Annotated in this window: 17 protein-coding genes; 3 read left to right on the forward strand and 14 right to left on the reverse strand. The window is 42.5% G+C overall.

Annotated elements, in window-relative coordinates; translation table 11 throughout:
- Positions 1 to 9 precede the first annotated feature (9 nt).
- From ACIPK1_RS09425 to ACIPK1_RS09455, 7 genes are all read right to left on the reverse strand, one after another.
- Positions 10 to 399: a diacylglycerol kinase family protein gene (locus ACIPK1_RS09425; protein ID WP_016612211.1), complete on the reverse strand. Its 390-nt coding sequence runs from the start codon at positions 397 to 399 to the stop codon at positions 10 to 12.
- Complete coding sequence (gene ybeY, locus ACIPK1_RS09430; protein ID WP_008378268.1) at positions 383 to 859, reverse strand: rRNA maturation RNase YbeY; 477 nt, start codon at positions 857 to 859, stop codon at positions 383 to 385. Before ybeY ends, ACIPK1_RS09425 begins: the two co-directional genes overlap by 17 nt.
- Positions 859 to 3,060, reverse strand: a complete 2,202-nt coding sequence (locus ACIPK1_RS09435) for an HD family phosphohydrolase (RefSeq protein ID WP_008378271.1) — start codon at positions 3,058 to 3,060, stop codon at positions 859 to 861. The genes ybeY and ACIPK1_RS09435 overlap by 1 nt, the downstream gene beginning before the upstream one ends.
- 21 nt (positions 3,061 to 3,081) lie before the next feature.
- A complete protein-coding gene (locus tag ACIPK1_RS09440; protein ID WP_016612213.1) occupies positions 3,082 to 4,041 on the reverse strand; it encodes a PhoH family protein in 960 nt (319 codons plus the stop codon).
- A gap of 186 nt (positions 4,042 to 4,227) precedes the next feature.
- On the reverse strand, positions 4,228 to 4,677 hold the full coding sequence (locus tag ACIPK1_RS09445) for a GatB/YqeY domain-containing protein (protein WP_005235483.1): 450 nt from the start codon (positions 4,675 to 4,677) through the stop codon (positions 4,228 to 4,230).
- 33 nt (positions 4,678 to 4,710) lie between these two features.
- Positions 4,711 to 4,887: a 30S ribosomal protein S21 gene (gene rpsU / locus ACIPK1_RS09450; protein ID WP_002356740.1), complete on the reverse strand. Its 177-nt coding sequence runs from the start codon at positions 4,885 to 4,887 to the stop codon at positions 4,711 to 4,713.
- Between the two features lie 160 nt (positions 4,888 to 5,047).
- A complete protein-coding gene (locus ACIPK1_RS09455) occupies positions 5,048 to 5,479 on the reverse strand; it encodes a Fur family transcriptional regulator (protein WP_008378408.1) in 432 nt (143 codons plus the stop codon).
- A gap of 95 nt (positions 5,480 to 5,574) precedes the next feature.
- On the opposite strand from ACIPK1_RS09455, the gene ACIPK1_RS09460 reads away from it, so the two are divergent.
- Entirely contained in the window at positions 5,575 to 6,462 is an 888-nt protein-coding gene (locus ACIPK1_RS09460; RefSeq protein ID WP_008378409.1) for a pyruvate, water dikinase regulatory protein, read from the forward strand.
- A 79-nt stretch (positions 6,463 to 6,541) separates the two neighbouring features.
- On the opposite strand, the gene thrB is transcribed toward ACIPK1_RS09460, so the two are convergent.
- The 6 genes from thrB to trxB form a co-directional block, all read right to left on the reverse strand.
- Entirely contained in the window at positions 6,542 to 7,411 is an 870-nt protein-coding gene (gene thrB / locus ACIPK1_RS09465; protein ID WP_005235477.1) for a homoserine kinase, read from the reverse strand.
- Positions 7,408 to 8,466: a threonine synthase gene (gene thrC, locus ACIPK1_RS09470; RefSeq protein WP_086316211.1), complete on the reverse strand. Its 1,059-nt coding sequence runs from the start codon at positions 8,464 to 8,466 to the stop codon at positions 7,408 to 7,410. Before thrC ends, thrB begins: the two co-directional genes overlap by 4 nt.
- 2 nt (positions 8,467 to 8,468) lie before the next feature.
- A complete protein-coding gene (locus tag ACIPK1_RS09475) occupies positions 8,469 to 9,719 on the reverse strand; it encodes a homoserine dehydrogenase (RefSeq protein WP_400450634.1) in 1,251 nt (416 codons plus the stop codon).
- 116 nt (positions 9,720 to 9,835) lie between these two features.
- Positions 9,836 to 10,129 (reverse strand): metalloregulator ArsR/SmtB family transcription factor, encoded by a 294-nt coding sequence (locus ACIPK1_RS09480; protein WP_005235473.1) that lies wholly within the window; start codon positions 10,127 to 10,129, stop codon positions 9,836 to 9,838.
- 247 nt (positions 10,130 to 10,376) lie between these two features.
- The gene (locus ACIPK1_RS09485; RefSeq protein ID WP_016620427.1) at positions 10,377 to 12,104 is read right to left on the reverse strand and encodes a phospho-sugar mutase; all 1,728 of its coding nucleotides are present in this window, start codon (positions 12,102 to 12,104) and stop codon (positions 10,377 to 10,379) included.
- A 147-nt stretch (positions 12,105 to 12,251) separates the two neighbouring features.
- Entirely contained in the window at positions 12,252 to 13,184 is a 933-nt protein-coding gene (gene trxB / locus ACIPK1_RS09490; RefSeq protein WP_008378419.1) for a thioredoxin-disulfide reductase, read from the reverse strand.
- Between the two features lie 185 nt (positions 13,185 to 13,369).
- Between trxB and ACIPK1_RS09495 the strand changes: the two genes are divergently transcribed.
- Positions 13,370 to 14,755: an MATE family efflux transporter gene (locus tag ACIPK1_RS09495; protein WP_008378420.1), complete on the forward strand. Its 1,386-nt coding sequence runs from the start codon at positions 13,370 to 13,372 to the stop codon at positions 14,753 to 14,755.
- Positions 14,756 to 14,908: 153 nt separating this feature from the next.
- Positions 14,909 to 15,379 (forward strand): glutathione peroxidase, encoded by a 471-nt coding sequence (locus ACIPK1_RS09500; protein ID WP_005235460.1) that lies wholly within the window; start codon positions 14,909 to 14,911, stop codon positions 15,377 to 15,379.
- Positions 15,380 to 15,610: 231 nt separating this feature from the next.
- Here the strand turns inward: ACIPK1_RS09500 and ACIPK1_RS09505 are convergent, their stop codons facing one another.
- Positions 15,611 to 17,044 (reverse strand): 6-phospho-beta-glucosidase, encoded by a 1,434-nt coding sequence (locus ACIPK1_RS09505; protein ID WP_400450637.1) that lies wholly within the window; start codon positions 17,042 to 17,044, stop codon positions 15,611 to 15,613.

Below are 17,044 nucleotides of genomic sequence, written 5' to 3' on the forward strand. Positions count from 1 at the left end.
TAGTGCGTATCAGAAGAGCTGCAGTAATTTTGGCAAGAAGATGATCGCTGCGACCACTAATGCAAAAACTGCGGTCATCAGCACAGCACCAGCTGCCATATCTTTGATTTTTTTCCCGATTGGATGGAAATGAAAGTCCGTAAACATGTCAACGACATTCTCAAAGACTGTATTGATGATCTCCACGATCCAGACCAAGAAAACGGCTAACAGCAGCCAAAGCCATTCCATTTGATTCAAACGGAAAATAAAACCTGCAATGATCGCAACGATGCCTAACCCAACATGTTTACGCATATTACGTTCCTCTTTAAAGACGGTTTTTATACCGGTGAAAGCAAATTCGATTGACGAGATAAACTGTTTATTTTTCCCAATATTCTTATCTTTTGAGTCCATAGGCATCCAGTATTTCCTTTTGCAATCCAAACATTTCCTTTTCATCTTCTGGTGTCATATGATCATAGCCATTGATATGCAAGAAACCATGCAGCGCCAAGAAACCAAGTTCCCGATCATAGGTATGCCCATATTCAGCAGCTTGTTCCTTTGCCCGTTCTATGGAGATCATAATGTCTCCTAGATCACGAGGCATCTCTTCAAGGGCTTCGTCAAAAATAATCGGCATCTCCTCCGCCGTTTCTTCTTCGAAGGCAAAACTGATGACATCTGTCGGCATATCTTTGCCGCGATACTCCCGATTGATTTCTTGGATGGCTGCATTGTCCATAAACGTGACGGACATTTCCGTATCCTCTGGAAGGTCTAAATGTCCGGCAGCAAATTGCAGAAGTCCTTCGATCTCTTTGATCTTCGTTTCCCCCACTGAATTTGTCTCATCTAAAAAGGTAATCTCCATTAGCGCTCTCTTCTTTCTTGTTCTTCTTTCATTTTCTCTGCTTCCGATTTCATTTTTGGGTATTTGATCCGTGAATGGAAGGTACTGCATAGTCCGTTGACCAGTGATTTTTCAATCATCCGGATTTCTTTCAACGTTAGTCCCGTTTCATCTAATTGACCGTCTAAGATCCGATCATTGATGAGATTCGCAACAAATTCTTGAATTTTTTGATTGGTCGGATTTTCCATCGCTCGAACAGCTGCTTCACAACTGTCAGCGATACTCACGACACCCGCTTCTCGTGTCTGCGGTTTTGGCCCAGGATAACGGAAATCTTCTTCCGTCACCTCGGGATTACGCTCTTGAGCTTTTACATAGAAATAACGCATCAGAGTTGTGCCATGGTGTTGACGGCAAATATCGATCACCATCCGCGGCATTTTGGCTTCTTCGAGAATTTCCGCTCCGTCGATCACGTGACCGAAGATGATTTGTTTGCTGTCTTCCGGCAGCAAAAAATTATGCGGGTTTTCGGCACCAGCAGGTAAATTTTCTACGAAGAAATTGGCATGTTTGACTTTGCCAATATCATGGTAATAACAAGCCACGCGGGTCAGTAAGCTTTGCCCACCGATCTCGGCGACGGCATTGGCGCTAAGATTAGCAACCATCATACTGTGATGATAGGTCCCTGGTGCTTCTTCCAGCAACTGCTTCAATAACGGGTGGTTCGGGTTACTCAATTCATTCAACACGATCATACTTTCATCCGTTACCAATAATTCGATATATGGATGCAGCCCCATCGTCAGCAAATAGCTAAGAAGCGAGCCAGCCAATCCACAGACGAGTGTTGTCCACGTATTGCCGCGGGCCAAATCCATTCCTTGGAAAATGACCAACATGATGCTTAAGAGTAATGGGAAAACGATCACCCACATGACTGCGATTTTCCCTTGACTGGCGATACGTGCTCGTTTGATCATCGTCCCCATCAACCCAGAGAAGAGATAGGTCACTAAAACAGTCGTCAACAAGTTGGTCCCACTGGAATCAAAGTAAATGAAGAGTGCACTGACCACTTGGAAAATCGCGGCTAATATCCCTAAACGTCTGCTGGAGAAAATGCTTAGAATCAGCGGTGTAAAGGCTGCTGGGAAAAAGAGCGGAATAAAGGTCACTAATTCTGATTGGAACAGTTGGAAAAATTTCATGATCAAGATACTGAATGCCATCGCCAAAATATAAAAAGTGACGGCGTTCATTCGCTTTTCAACATCTTTTGTCTGTCTTGTATAATAAAACAGCATAAGCATTTGTAAGCAGGTCGCTAAAACTAAAGCGATTAATGGAAAAACTGAGAAGGTCTGATTGGTCATTCCTAAAAGCTGCAGCTTTTCCAATGCGTTGGCATCGATCTGTGATCCTTCACGAACAATGATCTCTCCTTGATAGATCATTACCGGTGGAACAGCATCCATGGCGGTTTGTCTCGCTTCTTCCGTCCGCTTTTCATTGGGAATATCATTGACGACGATTCCTTGATTGACAATGAAGCGTAAAACGGACGCCATATCCGAAGTAACATCTAGAAATTGGATCTTGTCTTCCGCCTCTGAGCGGAAAGTACTGAGTTCTGTTTGACGGATCTGTTTGGCCATTTGCTCGTCTACTAGCTGCAACGCATAGGTTCGTACCGTATTCAATTCATCGGTACTTAATGAAAACAATGTCGACAAAAAATTATTCGTCAATGACTGATAGAAATCAAGTTCATCATCACTCATTTTTTCAAACTCTTTTTTCAAGGCTGCGATGTATTCATCCGTACTCGGTTTAGGGATATTTTCATCCTCATCCGCCTCAGCAACTTCTTTTGCATGTGCCTCATCCGTTGATTTTTTGACTGAATCAACTAAGTCAAAAAGGTGGTCGATGCGATCGTGCTGTGTCTGCGCTAGAGTATCCTGATAGGTGTACTCTGGCGGAACCGCTTCTGCTGCCAATTTGCGTTTTTGTTCCGTTGCAGTAGTGTTTTCGATCGTTTTATTGGCACGAATGTTTTCTTCCGCCACCTGGCCTTCGCTATAATCGACATTATTCTGTTTGACACTGGTGTACATGATACCAATCGAAAAAAGAAAGAAGAGAAACATCAAAACTGGTAAATAAAACTTCCCGAGTCTTTCTCTAAGTTTCCGTAGTGGTTGAATGATCATAGTTCTCCTCCTGAAAGACGATCAGCGCTTGTCTTTAAGATCTGCTTCTTCATAAGCTCGAATGATATCGGCCACAACTGGGTGCCGCACCACATCTCCTGCTTCAAAATTAGCAAAAGCAATTTTAGGGATCTCCTGCAACGTTCGCTCCGCATGGATCAAACCGCTTAAAGTCCCTTTTGGCAAGTCGATCTGACTCGTATCGCCATTGACGATCATTTTGGAGTTGAATCCTAAACGCGTCAGAAACATTTTCATTTGAGCGATCGTCGTATTTTGCGCTTCATCTAAAATGACAAAGGCATCTTCTAGCGTACGTCCACGCATATATGCCAATGGTGCGATCTCAATGACGCCTCGTTCCATCAGACGGTTCGTATGATCCATCCCAAAAATTTGATACAACGCATCATAAACGGGGCGTAAGTAAGGATCGACTTTTTCTTTCAAATCGCCTGGCAGAAAGCCAAGGTTCTCTCCTGCTTCAACCGCGGGCCGTGTCAAAATAATCTTTTGCACTTGACCTTTCTTTAAAGCAGCGATCGCCATTACGACGGCCAGAAAGGTTTTTCCGGTTCCGGCTGGTCCGACCCCAAAGACCACATCATGTTTACGGACAGCTTCGATATATTTCTTTTGACCGGCATTTTTTGCCCGAATCGGTTTCCCATTACGGTCCTTGATGATTTCTTCTTCATACATATCTTTGAAATAATCAAGACTGCCTTTGTTTACCATGTTCAAAGCTGTGATCACATCAGGAGTACTGATATTGATGCCTCGTTTGATCAACTCTTGCAACGCTCGGATCACGGATTGTGCTTTTTCTGTAGCTTCCGCTTCGCCGACGATTTGGATCAGCTCCCCACGAGTGTGAATGACCGTCCCCGTCGAGTCTTCAATGATTTTAATGTTCTTATCGTGAGCACCTAAGAGTAAACGAACGTCATCGTTCTCACTAAGTGTTATCTCGATCGTCATAGTTTTGTCTGTCAAATATGTTACAGCTCCTTTTTTGGCGTTCTTATTAATAATAACATAAGATGCAAAAAAGAAAAATTACTTATAAAGTCCAAGGGTAGTTTCCTTTTTGTCCTTATGCTTTTTTTAAGTTTTTGAAATCAGAAAAAAAGCCGCGAGCATGTCATCCATACTCGCGGCGTGAGCTTACATTTGATCCAATAATTCTTTAACGATCGCATTGACTTGATTGCCGTCTGCTTTGCCTTTGACTTGCGGCATTACAGCACCCATCACTTTTCCAAATTCTTTGGAAGAAGAAGCACCAGTCTTTTCAATCGCTCCAGCAACGATTTGGCGGATTTCCGCTTCATCAAGTTGTGCTGGCAAATATTTTTCAACAACTGCAATTTCAACTTTGACTTTCTCAGCTAGATCATTTCGGTCAGCTTTCTCAAACTCATGTAAAGAGTCCCGACGTTGCTTCATCTCACGAGATAAAACGGTCAACTCTTCTTCTTCATTCAAGTCAGAACCTTTTTTGATCTGCTCATTTTGAATTGATGCTTTCAACATGCGGATCACCTGCAAGGTTTCCTTGTCTTTGGCTTTCATCGCTGTCTTCATGTCATCATTCAGTGTACTTAGTAGTGTCACACTACCAGCTCCAATTCTCAAAACAGTAGAAAATTAGAATTTTTTGCGTTTTCTAGCTGCTTCAGATTTTTTCTTACGCTTTACGCTAGGTTTTTCGTAAAATTCACGTTTACGAGATTCCTGTAAAGTACCCGCTTTTGACACGGAACGTTTGAAGCGACGAAGAGCATCGTCAAGTGATTCGTTTTTGCGAACGACTGTTTTTGACATGTAAATTCCCTCCCTCCGAGCTTAAAAAGTAACCGTAGTTGTTATTGAAATAAAATCCCAAAAAACACGACTGTCCTTTAAAAATTATAGCTAACCCCTGAAAAAGTGTCAAGGCATTCTGTTAAAAAAGTCTTCGATACTGTCAAGTTTGTTTGGGTTTTCATTGACATTCTTCACAACGACCCAAAATCTCGAAGCGATGACCCTCGATCAAACAACCGGGAAGCTGTTCTTGAAAGAAGTCCATTGGGCAAATATGCAGTTCTTTTGTTTTGCCACAAACCGTGCAAATAAAGTGATGGTGATGATGGTCTTCTAATTCTGCACAACAGTTATAGCGAAACTTCATCTCACCGTTCAGTTCTGTTTCTTCTAAAATACCGATCTCAGAAAAATCGTGCAAATTCCGGTAGATCGTATCATAACTCAAGCCAGGGTACTTTTCCGACATGTATTCGTGAATTTCTTTTGCCGGTAAATAGCGATTGCGTTTCACTAAATAGGTAATGATCGCTTCTCTTTTTTTCGTATTTTTAAAGCCATTTTCTTTCAACGTTGTCATGGCATGCTCTATGAGCGTTTGATTTTTCATCGTAGACCCTCCTGATAAATCAAAATCATTCCGATTCTATCAATCTTAAGTATGGTATAATGAAATCAATAAAAAAGCAAGAGAGGATTTTTCTTATGAAGCCAAATGAACCAGAACAACTAGACTTGCAAGAAAAATTGCAAACCAGTGCTGCAGTGACGATGTTCGTTTTGTCGGACTCTGCCGGTGAAACAGCATCGAAGCTTGCCCAAGCGACAATGGCACAGTACCCCAGCGTCGAATTTAACCTTTTTAGACGCACATTTATCCACACGAAAGAGCACTTGATCAAAGCATTATCAGATGCTAAGAAACACAATGCCATTATTCTTCACACTTTGATCAAAGAAGAACTCGTGGATTTGACGAATCATTTTTGTGAAGAAGCGGATCTCTATCATTTCGACGTATTAACACCGCCTGTCAGTGAAGTGGCACGCCGCACTGGAGTAGCACCTTCACGAGAGCCAGGGGCTTTGCACCACCTGAACGAAAATTATTTCAAACGCATCAAAGCCATGGAATTTGCGGTCATGTACGATGACGGAAAAGACCCTCGTGGCTTCTTGGAAGCAGATGTCGTGTTACTAGGGGTTTCTCGAACCTCAAAAACACCGTTGAGTCTATTTTTAGCGAACAAAAACTTAAAAGTCGCTAATTTGCCTTTGGTTCCACAAGCCCACATCCCGAAACAGCTCTGGGAAATCGATCCGAAAAAAATCGTCGGGTTAACAAACGATCCGAATGTGTTAAACAGTATCCGCAAAGAACGGATGCGTTCTTACGGCCTGAACCCTGACTCTGCATATTCCGATATTGAAAAAATCAAAGCGGAGCTGACGTTTGCTAATGATCTTTATGAGAAATTAGGTTGTGTCGTGATCAATGTCGCTTCCCTTTCCATCGAAGAAACCGCCTCAATGATTTTAAATGCATTAAACTTAGAAGACCATAGCTATTACACTTCAGAGACAAAAGACTGATAACGATAACGCAATAAAAAAAGATGAACAGACTGCCGTCTGCTCATCTTTTTTAGAATATCTATCATTTCAAAGTTTTTTAAAAAACTTGCAGCCCTTCACGATCGATTTGTAATTGTTCGATATACGCATTGCTCTCCAAGGCATGTAAAAGTTTTGAGATTCGTTCTGCCCGTTCCTCTGGGACGATCGCTAAGACCGTTGGTCCAGCGCCGCTTAAGAAACAGCCATAGCCGCCTTCTTCTTCGCAAATCTGGCGAATGGTCGACAAGTGTGGCACAAGCTTTTCCCGATAGGCTTCATGAAAGCGATCCTGCTGCATCAATTTCCCTGCAAGAGGCAGATTGCCATTGATGACCGCTGCGATCATCACGTTGGCGATCGCACTGGCCTCAACTGCTTGCTCGTGAGAAAGTGTTTGCGGCAAGACTTGACGACTTTCTTCAGTCAAAAGTTCTTCATGAGGAATATAGGCAATGATCTCGCACTCTGGAAAATGATGCTTTACTAAATACGTATGCTTGTGCTGATGGTCATAAGCAGCAACTGCAAAATCTCCATAGATCGCTGGTCCAACATTGTCAGGATGCCCTTCAATGGCAGTTGCGATCTCAAGCTTTTGTGCTGCACTCAGATTCATGTGGGCCATTCGGTTGGCTAGTTCAATACCAGCGACGATCACCGAGGAACTACTGCCTAAGCCTCGTGCCAAAGGAATATCCGAACTCATACGGATCTTCAGGGGTTTCATGTCTGGTGCTAATTTTAGTGCCACACGCAAAAGTAAGTTAGTTTCATCGTTTGGGATCTCTGAGCCTAGCTCATGGATGATTTCCCATGTATCGTTTTCTTTTAAAACTTCGATGAACAAATACTTTGACAGGGCAATCCCGCAGGAATCAAAGCCAGGCCCTAAATTCGCACTGGTTGCAGGAACGCGGATCTTCATAGATTGGCAACTCCTTCACGAAGATGCTGACGCATTTCTTCTAAATCACTCATTTTATTGATGGTTACTTCCGTTGCTTTAATTGCTGTATCAGGATCTTTCAGCCCGTTTCCAGTAAAGACAGCAACGACAGTTTCACCTGATTTGATTTTTCCTGCTTTCACGTGCTGGATGACACCAGCAAGCGAGGCAGCAGAGCCTGGTTCAATAAACACACCATCTTGCGCAGCAATTTTACGATACGCATTCAAAATTTCCTCATCGGTTACTGCATCGATGTATCCTTTTGATTCATCACGAGCGGCTTCTGCCAACTGCCAGCTGGCTGGATTGCCGATACGAATCGCTGTAGCGATGGTTTCCGGCTGTTCAATGACTTCCCCACGAACGATGGCAGCCGCACCTTCTGCCTCAAACCCATGCATTCTTGGCAACGTGGTGCCTTTTTTCTCATGCCATTCTTTGAATCCTTTCCAATAAGCCGAGATATTCCCAGCATTACCAACTGGAATTGCAAGAACATCAGGCGCCTGTCCTAGCTGTTCGCATACTTCAAAGGCAGCTGTTTTTTGTCCTTCTAAACGATAAGGATTGACAGAGTTCACTAATGCCACAGCTTCTGTTTTCGCAATATCCCGGACTGCTTTTAACGCTTCATCAAAGTTTCCTGGAATCGAAATGATGTCCGCTCCATAAACGATCGCTTGCGCCAGTTTCCCCATAGCGATCTTGCCCTCTGGAATGACGACATAAGCTTTGATTCCTGCTCTGGTCGCATAAGCGGCTGCGGCTGCACTAGTATTTCCTGTCGAGGCACAAACGATCGCTTTCGCGCCTTCTTCCACCGCTTTTGCCACCGCCATCACCATGCCGCGGTCTTTAAATGAGCCTGTCGGATTCAGGCCTTCGTATTTTCCATACAATTGGATCCCTAATTCATTTGAAAGACTTGGTAATGGAATCAGAGGTGTATTTCCTTCAGCCAGCGACAATGCTGGGGTATTTTCATTAACTGGGAGATATTCTTTGTATTGATGCAATAATCCTTGATACATGTTTATTCCTCCATCACTTTCATTATTTGCACGTTTTGCGTTTTCGCGTATGCCTTGAGTGCTACTGTTAGTTCCTTTTCACTGATTGGCTTCGTGATTCCAGCTATTCGTTGGCTTGCTTCATCAAATGCTGTGTGCTTTGATTCAAACCATTCTGGGAAAGAAGCTGCATTAAGGTCTTTACTTGAAAAGGAAACATAGTGTTGCACAGGAACTTCTTGTACCGAAGCCAATGCTGTTTCTTTTTCAAAGGTTAAAAAAGGTTCAACGATCCCGAATGTTTTGTTTTTAGCCAATACCGTCAAATCGGCAACCACACTAGTGGCTGTCGGCCGCGATCCAGCCCCTGGTCCATAAACCATCGACTGATCAATTCCTTCGCTCTCGATAAAAATACCATTGAACTCATTTTGGATCGTCGCCAAGGCGTGGTTTTTTGGTACTAACACCGGTCCAACCGATACAGTAAGGGAACCGTCATCAGTCTTTTGAGCTGCGCCAATCAATTTCACTTCATAGCCAAAAGCTTGTGCCTGCTTAATATCTTCTACAGCTAATCCGCGAATACCTTTTGTTGCAACATCAGCAACGTCGATTGTTTTCCCAAAAGCAAATTTGGTCAGGATCACCATTTTATAAGCCGCATCGATACCGTCAACATCATTGGTGGGATCTGATTCGGCAAAGCCTTTTGCTTGAGCTTGCGACAACGCATCTTCATAGGTCAGGCCATCTTCCGTCATTTTCGTCAACATGTAATTGGTCGTCCCATTGACGATACCAAAAATTCCTGTGATGGTATCAGGTAGATAGTGGGTGCTCAATGTGCGCAAAATCGGAATTCCTCCCCCCACACTGGCTTCATAATAAAGAGAAACACCGGCTTTTTCAGCAATTGCCAGCAGTTCAGGTCCATGGGTGGCAATCAAATCTTTATTTGCCGTCACAACATGCTTTTTATTTTCTAAAGCAGCTGAAATAAACGCTTTTGCCGGATCGATCTTCCCGATCAATTCCACAATTACGTCGATGGTCTCATCTTCAAACAACTCATTTGCCTCATTCGTCAAAGCAAACCCATACTTAGCTGCTAACGCAGACTTATCCTCATAAGGCGAAGCTAATGCTTTCGTGATTTGCACACTGACTCCTGTGCGTGCCAGAATGGCTTCTTTTTGCTCTGCCAACACTTGGCATACCCCGCTGCCAACAACACCCATTCCTAATAATCCAATGTTCAATTGCTTACCCATAATGCCCCCTAACTGAAAACGTTATTAAAAACCGTTCATCTAATTTTAATATTTCCACTAGCATACCAAAAACAATAAGAAAAAACTAGGACTTTTGAGAAATTCTCGCCCTAGTTTTAACGGTGATGGATATGTTCGAATGTTTTTTGCAAAATATCCACAACATGTTTGTCATCAAGACTATAAAGGATGGTTTTTCCTTGTCTTTCCGACTTTACGATCCGATTATCTTTCAATAGTTTCAACTGATGAGAGACTGCTGATTGTTCCATATGTACTTGTTCCGCGATTGAAGTGACATTGCGTTCACCCTCTTGAAGGGACAACAAAATTTTTAATCTGGTCGGATCACTAAGCATCTTAAAAATCTGCGTTACTTGCTGAATTTCCTCTAATTTAGGCGGAGTCATCGCGCCACATCCTCTCTTATTTCCTTTTGCATTTTAGCCCTTGATAGACGGCTTGTCAATCAGCGGCCGCCAAACAAGGAGAAGTAATTAAATAAAAGACAAGAATAGATCCAAGTGTCAGAAAATTCCCTTTAGAAGCTTAGGTCCCTCAACAACTGTTCGTTGAGGGAAACAAATGCTTCTTTTTCTACCACTCGGATCATTCAGTCAAATTGCAATTTTTTGATTATGAAGGCAGCAGATGACTTTATTCACCTGTGATTTCTTCAATCGCTGCTTGCAGATCAGCAATTTTTTGTTCTGCTGCTTCTGCCGTTTCGCCTTTTACACCAATATAAAACTTGATTTTCGGTTCGGTCCCAGAAGGACGAACCGCAATCCAGCTTTCATCTTCCAAGGTGTATTTCAAAACATCAGAAGGCGGTGTGGTCATTTTTTGTTGGTGACCATCTAAGCCCACACGAGTCAAAAGTTTAAAGTCTTCTGTTTGTACGACAGGGGTTCCTGCGAAGACAGAAGGTGCTTTTTCACGGAAAGTCTTCATCAAGGCAGCAATCTTAGTTGCCCCTTCCATGCCGCTCATCGTTACAGAAATCGTTTTTTCTGCATAATAACCGTACTCTTCAAAAATATCTTGCAGACCGTCATACAATGTTTTGTTTGATTGTTTGTAAAAAGCAGCCACTTCTGCTAATAAAACGAGCGCTTGGATCGCGTCCTTGTCCCGTACGAATGGTTTTACTAAGTAGCCATAGCTTTCTTCAAAGCCAAACATAAAGGTTTGAGAATGGTCTTTTTCAAATTGTTGGATTTTTTCGGCAATAAATTTAAAGCCGGTCAATACATTGATCATATCCACATCGTAGGATTTAGCGATCGCTGTTGGCAATTCACTAGAAACGATCGATTTTAAGACTGCTGCATTTTCTGGCAATGTCCCAGCTGTTTTATGGGCTTCTAAAATGTAACGGATCATCAATGCGCCTAACTGATTACCTGTCAACACTTGGTAGTTGCCATCTGGCATTCTTACTGCAGCTCCTAAGCGATCGGCATCTGGATCTGTTGCGATCAACAGGTCAGCACCTTCTTTTTCTCCTAAAGCAATCGCATATTCAAAGGCAGAGTGCTCTTCTGGATTCGGTGATTTCACTGTACTGAAATTTGGATCGGCAACCGCTTGAGAAGGTTCAATAATGAATTGTTGGAAACCAGCTTGTTTCAACGCTTTCTCCCCAAGCATCCGCCCTGTTCCGTGAAGTGGTGTATAGACAAGTTTCAAATCTTTGCCCACCGTATCGATCAATTCTTGATCGATCGTGACTTCTTTGATCTCTTTCAGATAGGCAGTATCGATTTCTTCGCCAATAATAGAGATCAAGCCGCTGTTTTTGGCTTCTTCTTCACTTAATACAGGGATCTCTAACGGATTTTCAATTTCCCGAACGAATTTTGTCAATGCATCCGCATCTGCTGGTGGCATTTGTCCACCATCTTCCCCATATACTTTGTAGCCATTGTATTCGGCTGGATTGTGAGAAGCTGTGATCATGATTCCAGTAAAGGTTTTTAAGTATCGCACAGCAAAAGATAATTCTGGCGTCGGACGTAAGCTTTCAAAGACGAAGGCTGGAATATCGTGTTTTGCCAATGTTTTTGCCGCTTCCATCGCGAACTCAGGTGAAAAATGACGGGAATCATAGGCGATCGCTACGCCACGACGTCTTGTTTCAGGATCTTGTGTATCCATAAAGCGAGCCAATCCTTCGGTTGCTTGACGAATCGTATAAATGTTCATCCGATTGATACCAGGTCCTAAAATTCCTCGCATACCGGCAGTCCCAAATTCCAAAGGCATATAAAAAGCGTCTTCTAACATCGCAGGATCTGCTTCTAATGCGGTCAATTGTTCTTTTAATTGTGGATCTAAGTGTTCACTGTTTTTCCATTGATTAAATGTTTGTTCCCATGCCATAAAATAACCTCTCCTTTTTCCGTTAAAATGCTCTAAAATTAGTATAACACTACTTACAGATTTCTCAAAGAATAACCAAACGAAAAATAAAAACAGCTGCTATCAAAAGTGATTGACACTTTAAAAATAACAGCTGATTCCATTAAACTATTTCGTTAATTGAGCATCCTTTTGTGTTTCAATAAAATCAAACACTTGTTGACCAGCAATACTGCCATCGCCGACTGCCGTCGTGATTTGACGCAAGCCTTTTTCACGAACATCGCCAACCGCGTAAACACCAGGAATTGAAGTTTCCATCTGCTCATTGGTTAAAATCCAGCCAGCATCATTCGTGATACCGCTGGCTTTGAATGGTTCTGTCAACGGATCTAAACCAACATAGATAAAGACACCGCCAGCAGCTTCTTCTGTCACTTCATCCGTTTTTACGTTTCTGATTTGCACGCCAGTCACGACCATCTCATTGCCTTTGATTTCTTCAACAACAGAATCCCAAATAAAAGAGATTTTCTCGTTGGCAAATGCGCGATCTTGAATGATTTTTTGTGCTCGTAATTCGTCACGACGGTGAACGATCGTTACTTCGGAAGCAAATTGTGTTAAGTAGATAGCTTCTTCGACTGCCGAGTCGCCTCCGCCAACAACAATCAAGCGTTTGTTACGGAAAAAGGCACCGTCACAAACCGCACAGTATGAAACACCGCGTCCCGCGAATTCTTCTTCGCCTTTGACGCCTAACTTTCTATGTACGCATCCTGTGGCAATGATGATTGTTTTCCCTTGATAGGTTTTGTCTTCGGTGGCAACTTCTTTGAATTCACCTTGATCCGTGATGCTCTGAACGATCCCATAGGCATTTTCAACACCAAATTTAATGGCACCTTCATACATTTTAAATGCTAATTCAGGGCCTAAGATTGATTCGTATCCTGGGTAGTTTTCAACTTCAGCCGTATTGTTCATTTGACCGCCAGGTGCGCCTCGTTCAATCATTAGTACTGATAAATTCGATCTTGACGCATAAAGCGCTGCTGTCATCCCCGCAGGGCCTGCGCCGATGATAATTACATCATACATATATTTCCCTCCAATTTGGACTACCCATACTTTACTTTCAAAAGCAAATTCTATCAACTCATCTGCTTACAAAAAATAATAAGATATTCCTGCTTTTACTTTTGAAAATTACATTGACTTTCTTTTCAATTTTTGTAAAATTTTCACGATACGTCTATTATATAGAAAATAAGGAGTCCTTACAATTGAATAAGAAAAAACTTTTAGGAAAATCAGACCGTGAACTGCTTTTCCTCAGCTGGCCGATTTTTGTTGAGCTATTTTTGCGGGTCGTTATTGGGAATGTCAACGTTTGGATGATTTCTCATTACTCCGAGCCAGCAGTAGCGGCCGTCAGTGCTGCCAATCAACTATTGAATTTAACGGTCTTTATATACGGTTTCATCACCGTGGGTACTCAGATCATTATCGCACAACTGATTGGTGCGAAAAAACGCGACCAGATACCCAAAGTCATCAATACCGCTCTCTTTGGCTCATTGTTCATCGGGATTTTGATCAGCTTAATGTTCCTTTTCGGCTCAACCTATCTCCTTCGTTTCATGGGATTGGATGCTGAATTAGTTGCTTTAGGTCATGGATACTTACAAGTGTATGGAGGAAGTCTGTTCCTTTCATCGATCACGGCGGTCATAATTGCTGTCATGCGTAGCCACAGTTTCACAAAACCTGCGTTATTGGTGCCGATGTTTGCTAGTATCCTAGCCGTCATTGGGAATTACTTTGTCTTATATAGCCCCTTTGGTTTACCGAATTTTGGTGTGACCGGATTGGCATTTTCTAGCGTCTTTGGTAATTCGATTGGTTTAATAATTGCCGCAATGTTGCTGAAGAAGCATGTGAATTTTTCTGTTTTATCTGCCCGTTTCTCGAATGTCTCTTGGGGTGTGATGAAAAACATTTTGACTTACGGATTGCCTTCTTCTGGCGAGTCTCTTTCCTATCAAGGAGCGCAAGTCGTAGTGACGATGATCGTGGCTCAACTTGGTGCCAGCGTCTTGATTGCAAAATCTTACGTAACAGCTATCACCCAATTTGTTTATTTGATTGCCTCCGCATTGAGTCAAGGGAATCAAATCATGATTGGCCGCAATGTCGGTGCTGGAGAATACGATCGCGCGCATCAGCGAGGCATGCGCACGATGGTGATCGGGATCATTGCCTCGGTAACGATCTGTTTATTGACTTACTTGTTTATTGAGCCAATCATGGGAATCTTTACCACCAACGCGGAAGTGATCGAGATTGCCAAAGGTGTCTTTTTGGTAGAGATCGTTTTAGAAACGGCGCGTGCAGTCAATATGATCCTTGTGGGTTCCTTAAATGCAAGTGGCGATGTGAAGTTCCCATTGATCTGTAGTCTAGTTGTTCTATGGGTCATCAGCTTACCGTTTTCCTATTCACTGGCGATCGTCTTTAAATTCGGCTTGATCGGCGTTTGGATCGCTTATGCCATTGACGAAGCATTGCGCAGCGTCTTAATGATTTATCGTTGGCACTCCGGTGTATGGAAAACTAAATCTGTCGTTCATCCACAAGAAACAGAACCCGAAGTATTGCCAGAAGCATAATTAAAGTCCAGCGGTCTCGGTGACTGCTGGACTTTTTTGTTTTCCATAAAAAATAAAATGCGCCAAGAAGTTTGCTTGGTTTTTTTGAAGACTTTGCTCTATACTTGTCTCAGAAGCTATCGACTACGATTTACATTAAAAGGAGCGTTTGCTATGTCAATCTATGACTACCAAGCAACATTGGAAAATGGCGAAACTTATTCGCTAGCAAAATACGAAGGTCAACCGCTAGTGATCGTCAATACAGCTACGAAGTGTGGTTTGAGCCCGCAGTTCAAAGAATTACAAGGTCTTTATGAAACTTATAAAGACCAAGGATTGGTCGTTTTAGGGTTTCCTTCTGATCAGTTCAAACAAGAAGTCGGGTCAGCCGAAGAAGCCGCAGCCGCTTGCCGAACCACCTATGGTGTCGACTTTCCGATGCACAAGTTAACAGTGATCAATGGAAAAGACGCGGATCCCTTGTTTCGCTATTTGGAAGAAGAAGCACCTGGCACGCTAGGAAAAGCCATTAAATGGAATTTCACGAAATTCTTGGTGGATCGCCAAGGTAAAGTCGTTGAGCGTTTCGCTCCCCAGACAAATCCTCAAAAAATGATTCCAGAAATTGAAAAAGTTCTTTAAAAAACAGAGAAAGGCGATTTTGAGGACAAAACATGTCATCCTTAAGGTCACCTTTTTGTGATTGCTACAACATAAACATTATACAACAATCACATTGGCGCTTGTCAAAATATCTGAATGTCTATTTCTTCTTAAAGAAACCATTCGTTACAAAGATTTCAAAAAGACTTTAAAAAAACTGCAGTTGATCCCCTTTGATTTCTCAACGGGATCAACTGCAGCTTCTTTTGATTAGTTATTCGATAAATCTTCACCATTTGAAGCAATCACTTGTTTGTACCAATCAAATGATTTTTTCTTGGTTCGTTTCAAGGTGCCGTTTCCTTCATTGTCACGGTCCACATAAATGAAACCATAGCGTTTTTTCATTTCACCTGTTCCAGCTGAAACTAAATCGATACAACCCCAAGTCGTGTAACCCAATAAGTCGACACCATCTTGTTCAACCGCATCTTTCATTGCTTGGATATGCTCTGCCAAATATTGGATGCGGTAATTATCTTCCACATAGCCATCTGCATCTGGTGTATCCACAGCGCCTAGACCATTTTCAACGATAAACAATGGTTTTTGGTAACGGTCATAAATGTCATTCATTGTAATCCGCAAACCAAGTGGATCAATTTGCCAACCCCACTCACTTGCTTCCAAGTATGGGTTTTTCACAGAGGCAAAAATATTGCCAGCCGTTTGTTCTAACAATTCAGCGTCCGTTGTTGATACGCGTGAAGAATAGTAAGAGAAAGAAATAAAGTCTACGGTGTGAGCTTTCAACAGCTCAAGGTCGCCTTCTTCCATTTTGATTTCGATCCCATTGCGTTCCATTTCTTTCAGCGCATATTGTGGATATTCCCCACGTGATTGAACATCAATAAAGAAATAGTTTTCGCGATCTGCTTTGCGTGATTCCCAGACATCTTCTGGTTTGCTTGTATATGGATAGTACGCGCCAGCAGCCAGCATACAACCTACTTTGTTTTCAGGATCAACTTCGTGAGCGATTTTCGTTGCGATTGCGGATGCCAACAACTCGTGGTGAGCCGCTTGATATTTCACTTGCTCAACGTTATCGCCTTCTTCAAAATAAAGTCCCGCTCCCATAAATGGCGCATGTAGAATCATGTTGATTTCGTTGAAGGTCAACCAGTATTTTACTAATCCTTTGTAGCGGTTGAAAATCACGTTACACAAGTTTTCATAGAATCCGACTAATTCACGAGAACGCCATGCTCCGTATTTTTCAACTAAATGCATTGGGCAATCAAAGTGAGTGATCGTTACTAATGGTTCGATCCCATATTTGTGGCATTCTTTGAAAAGATCTTCATAGAACTTCAAGCCGTCTTCATTTGGTTCTGTTTCATCCCCTTTAGGGAAAATCCGACTCCAAGCGATCGACAAACGGTAGGTTTTAAAGCCCATTTCGCCAAATAGCGCGATGTCTTCTTTGTAGCGATGATACATATCGATCGCTTCTTTTGCTGGGTAGAAATGTTCGTCATCAAAATCGAACATTTTCATTTGACCAGTAATGACTGGAAAACGATCTTTGCCGATCGGTACCACGTCAACGTTTGCCAAGCCGCGTCCGCCTTCTTGGTAGCCTCCTTCACATTGATTGGCAGCTGTTGCGCCGCCCCATAAAAAGTCTTTTCTAAATGCCAT

Origin of the sequence: Enterococcus sp. NPDC086594, from assembly GCF_044746145.1 — a bacterium.
Classification (GTDB): domain Bacteria; phylum Bacillota; class Bacilli; order Lactobacillales; family Enterococcaceae; genus Enterococcus_D; species Enterococcus_D entomosocium.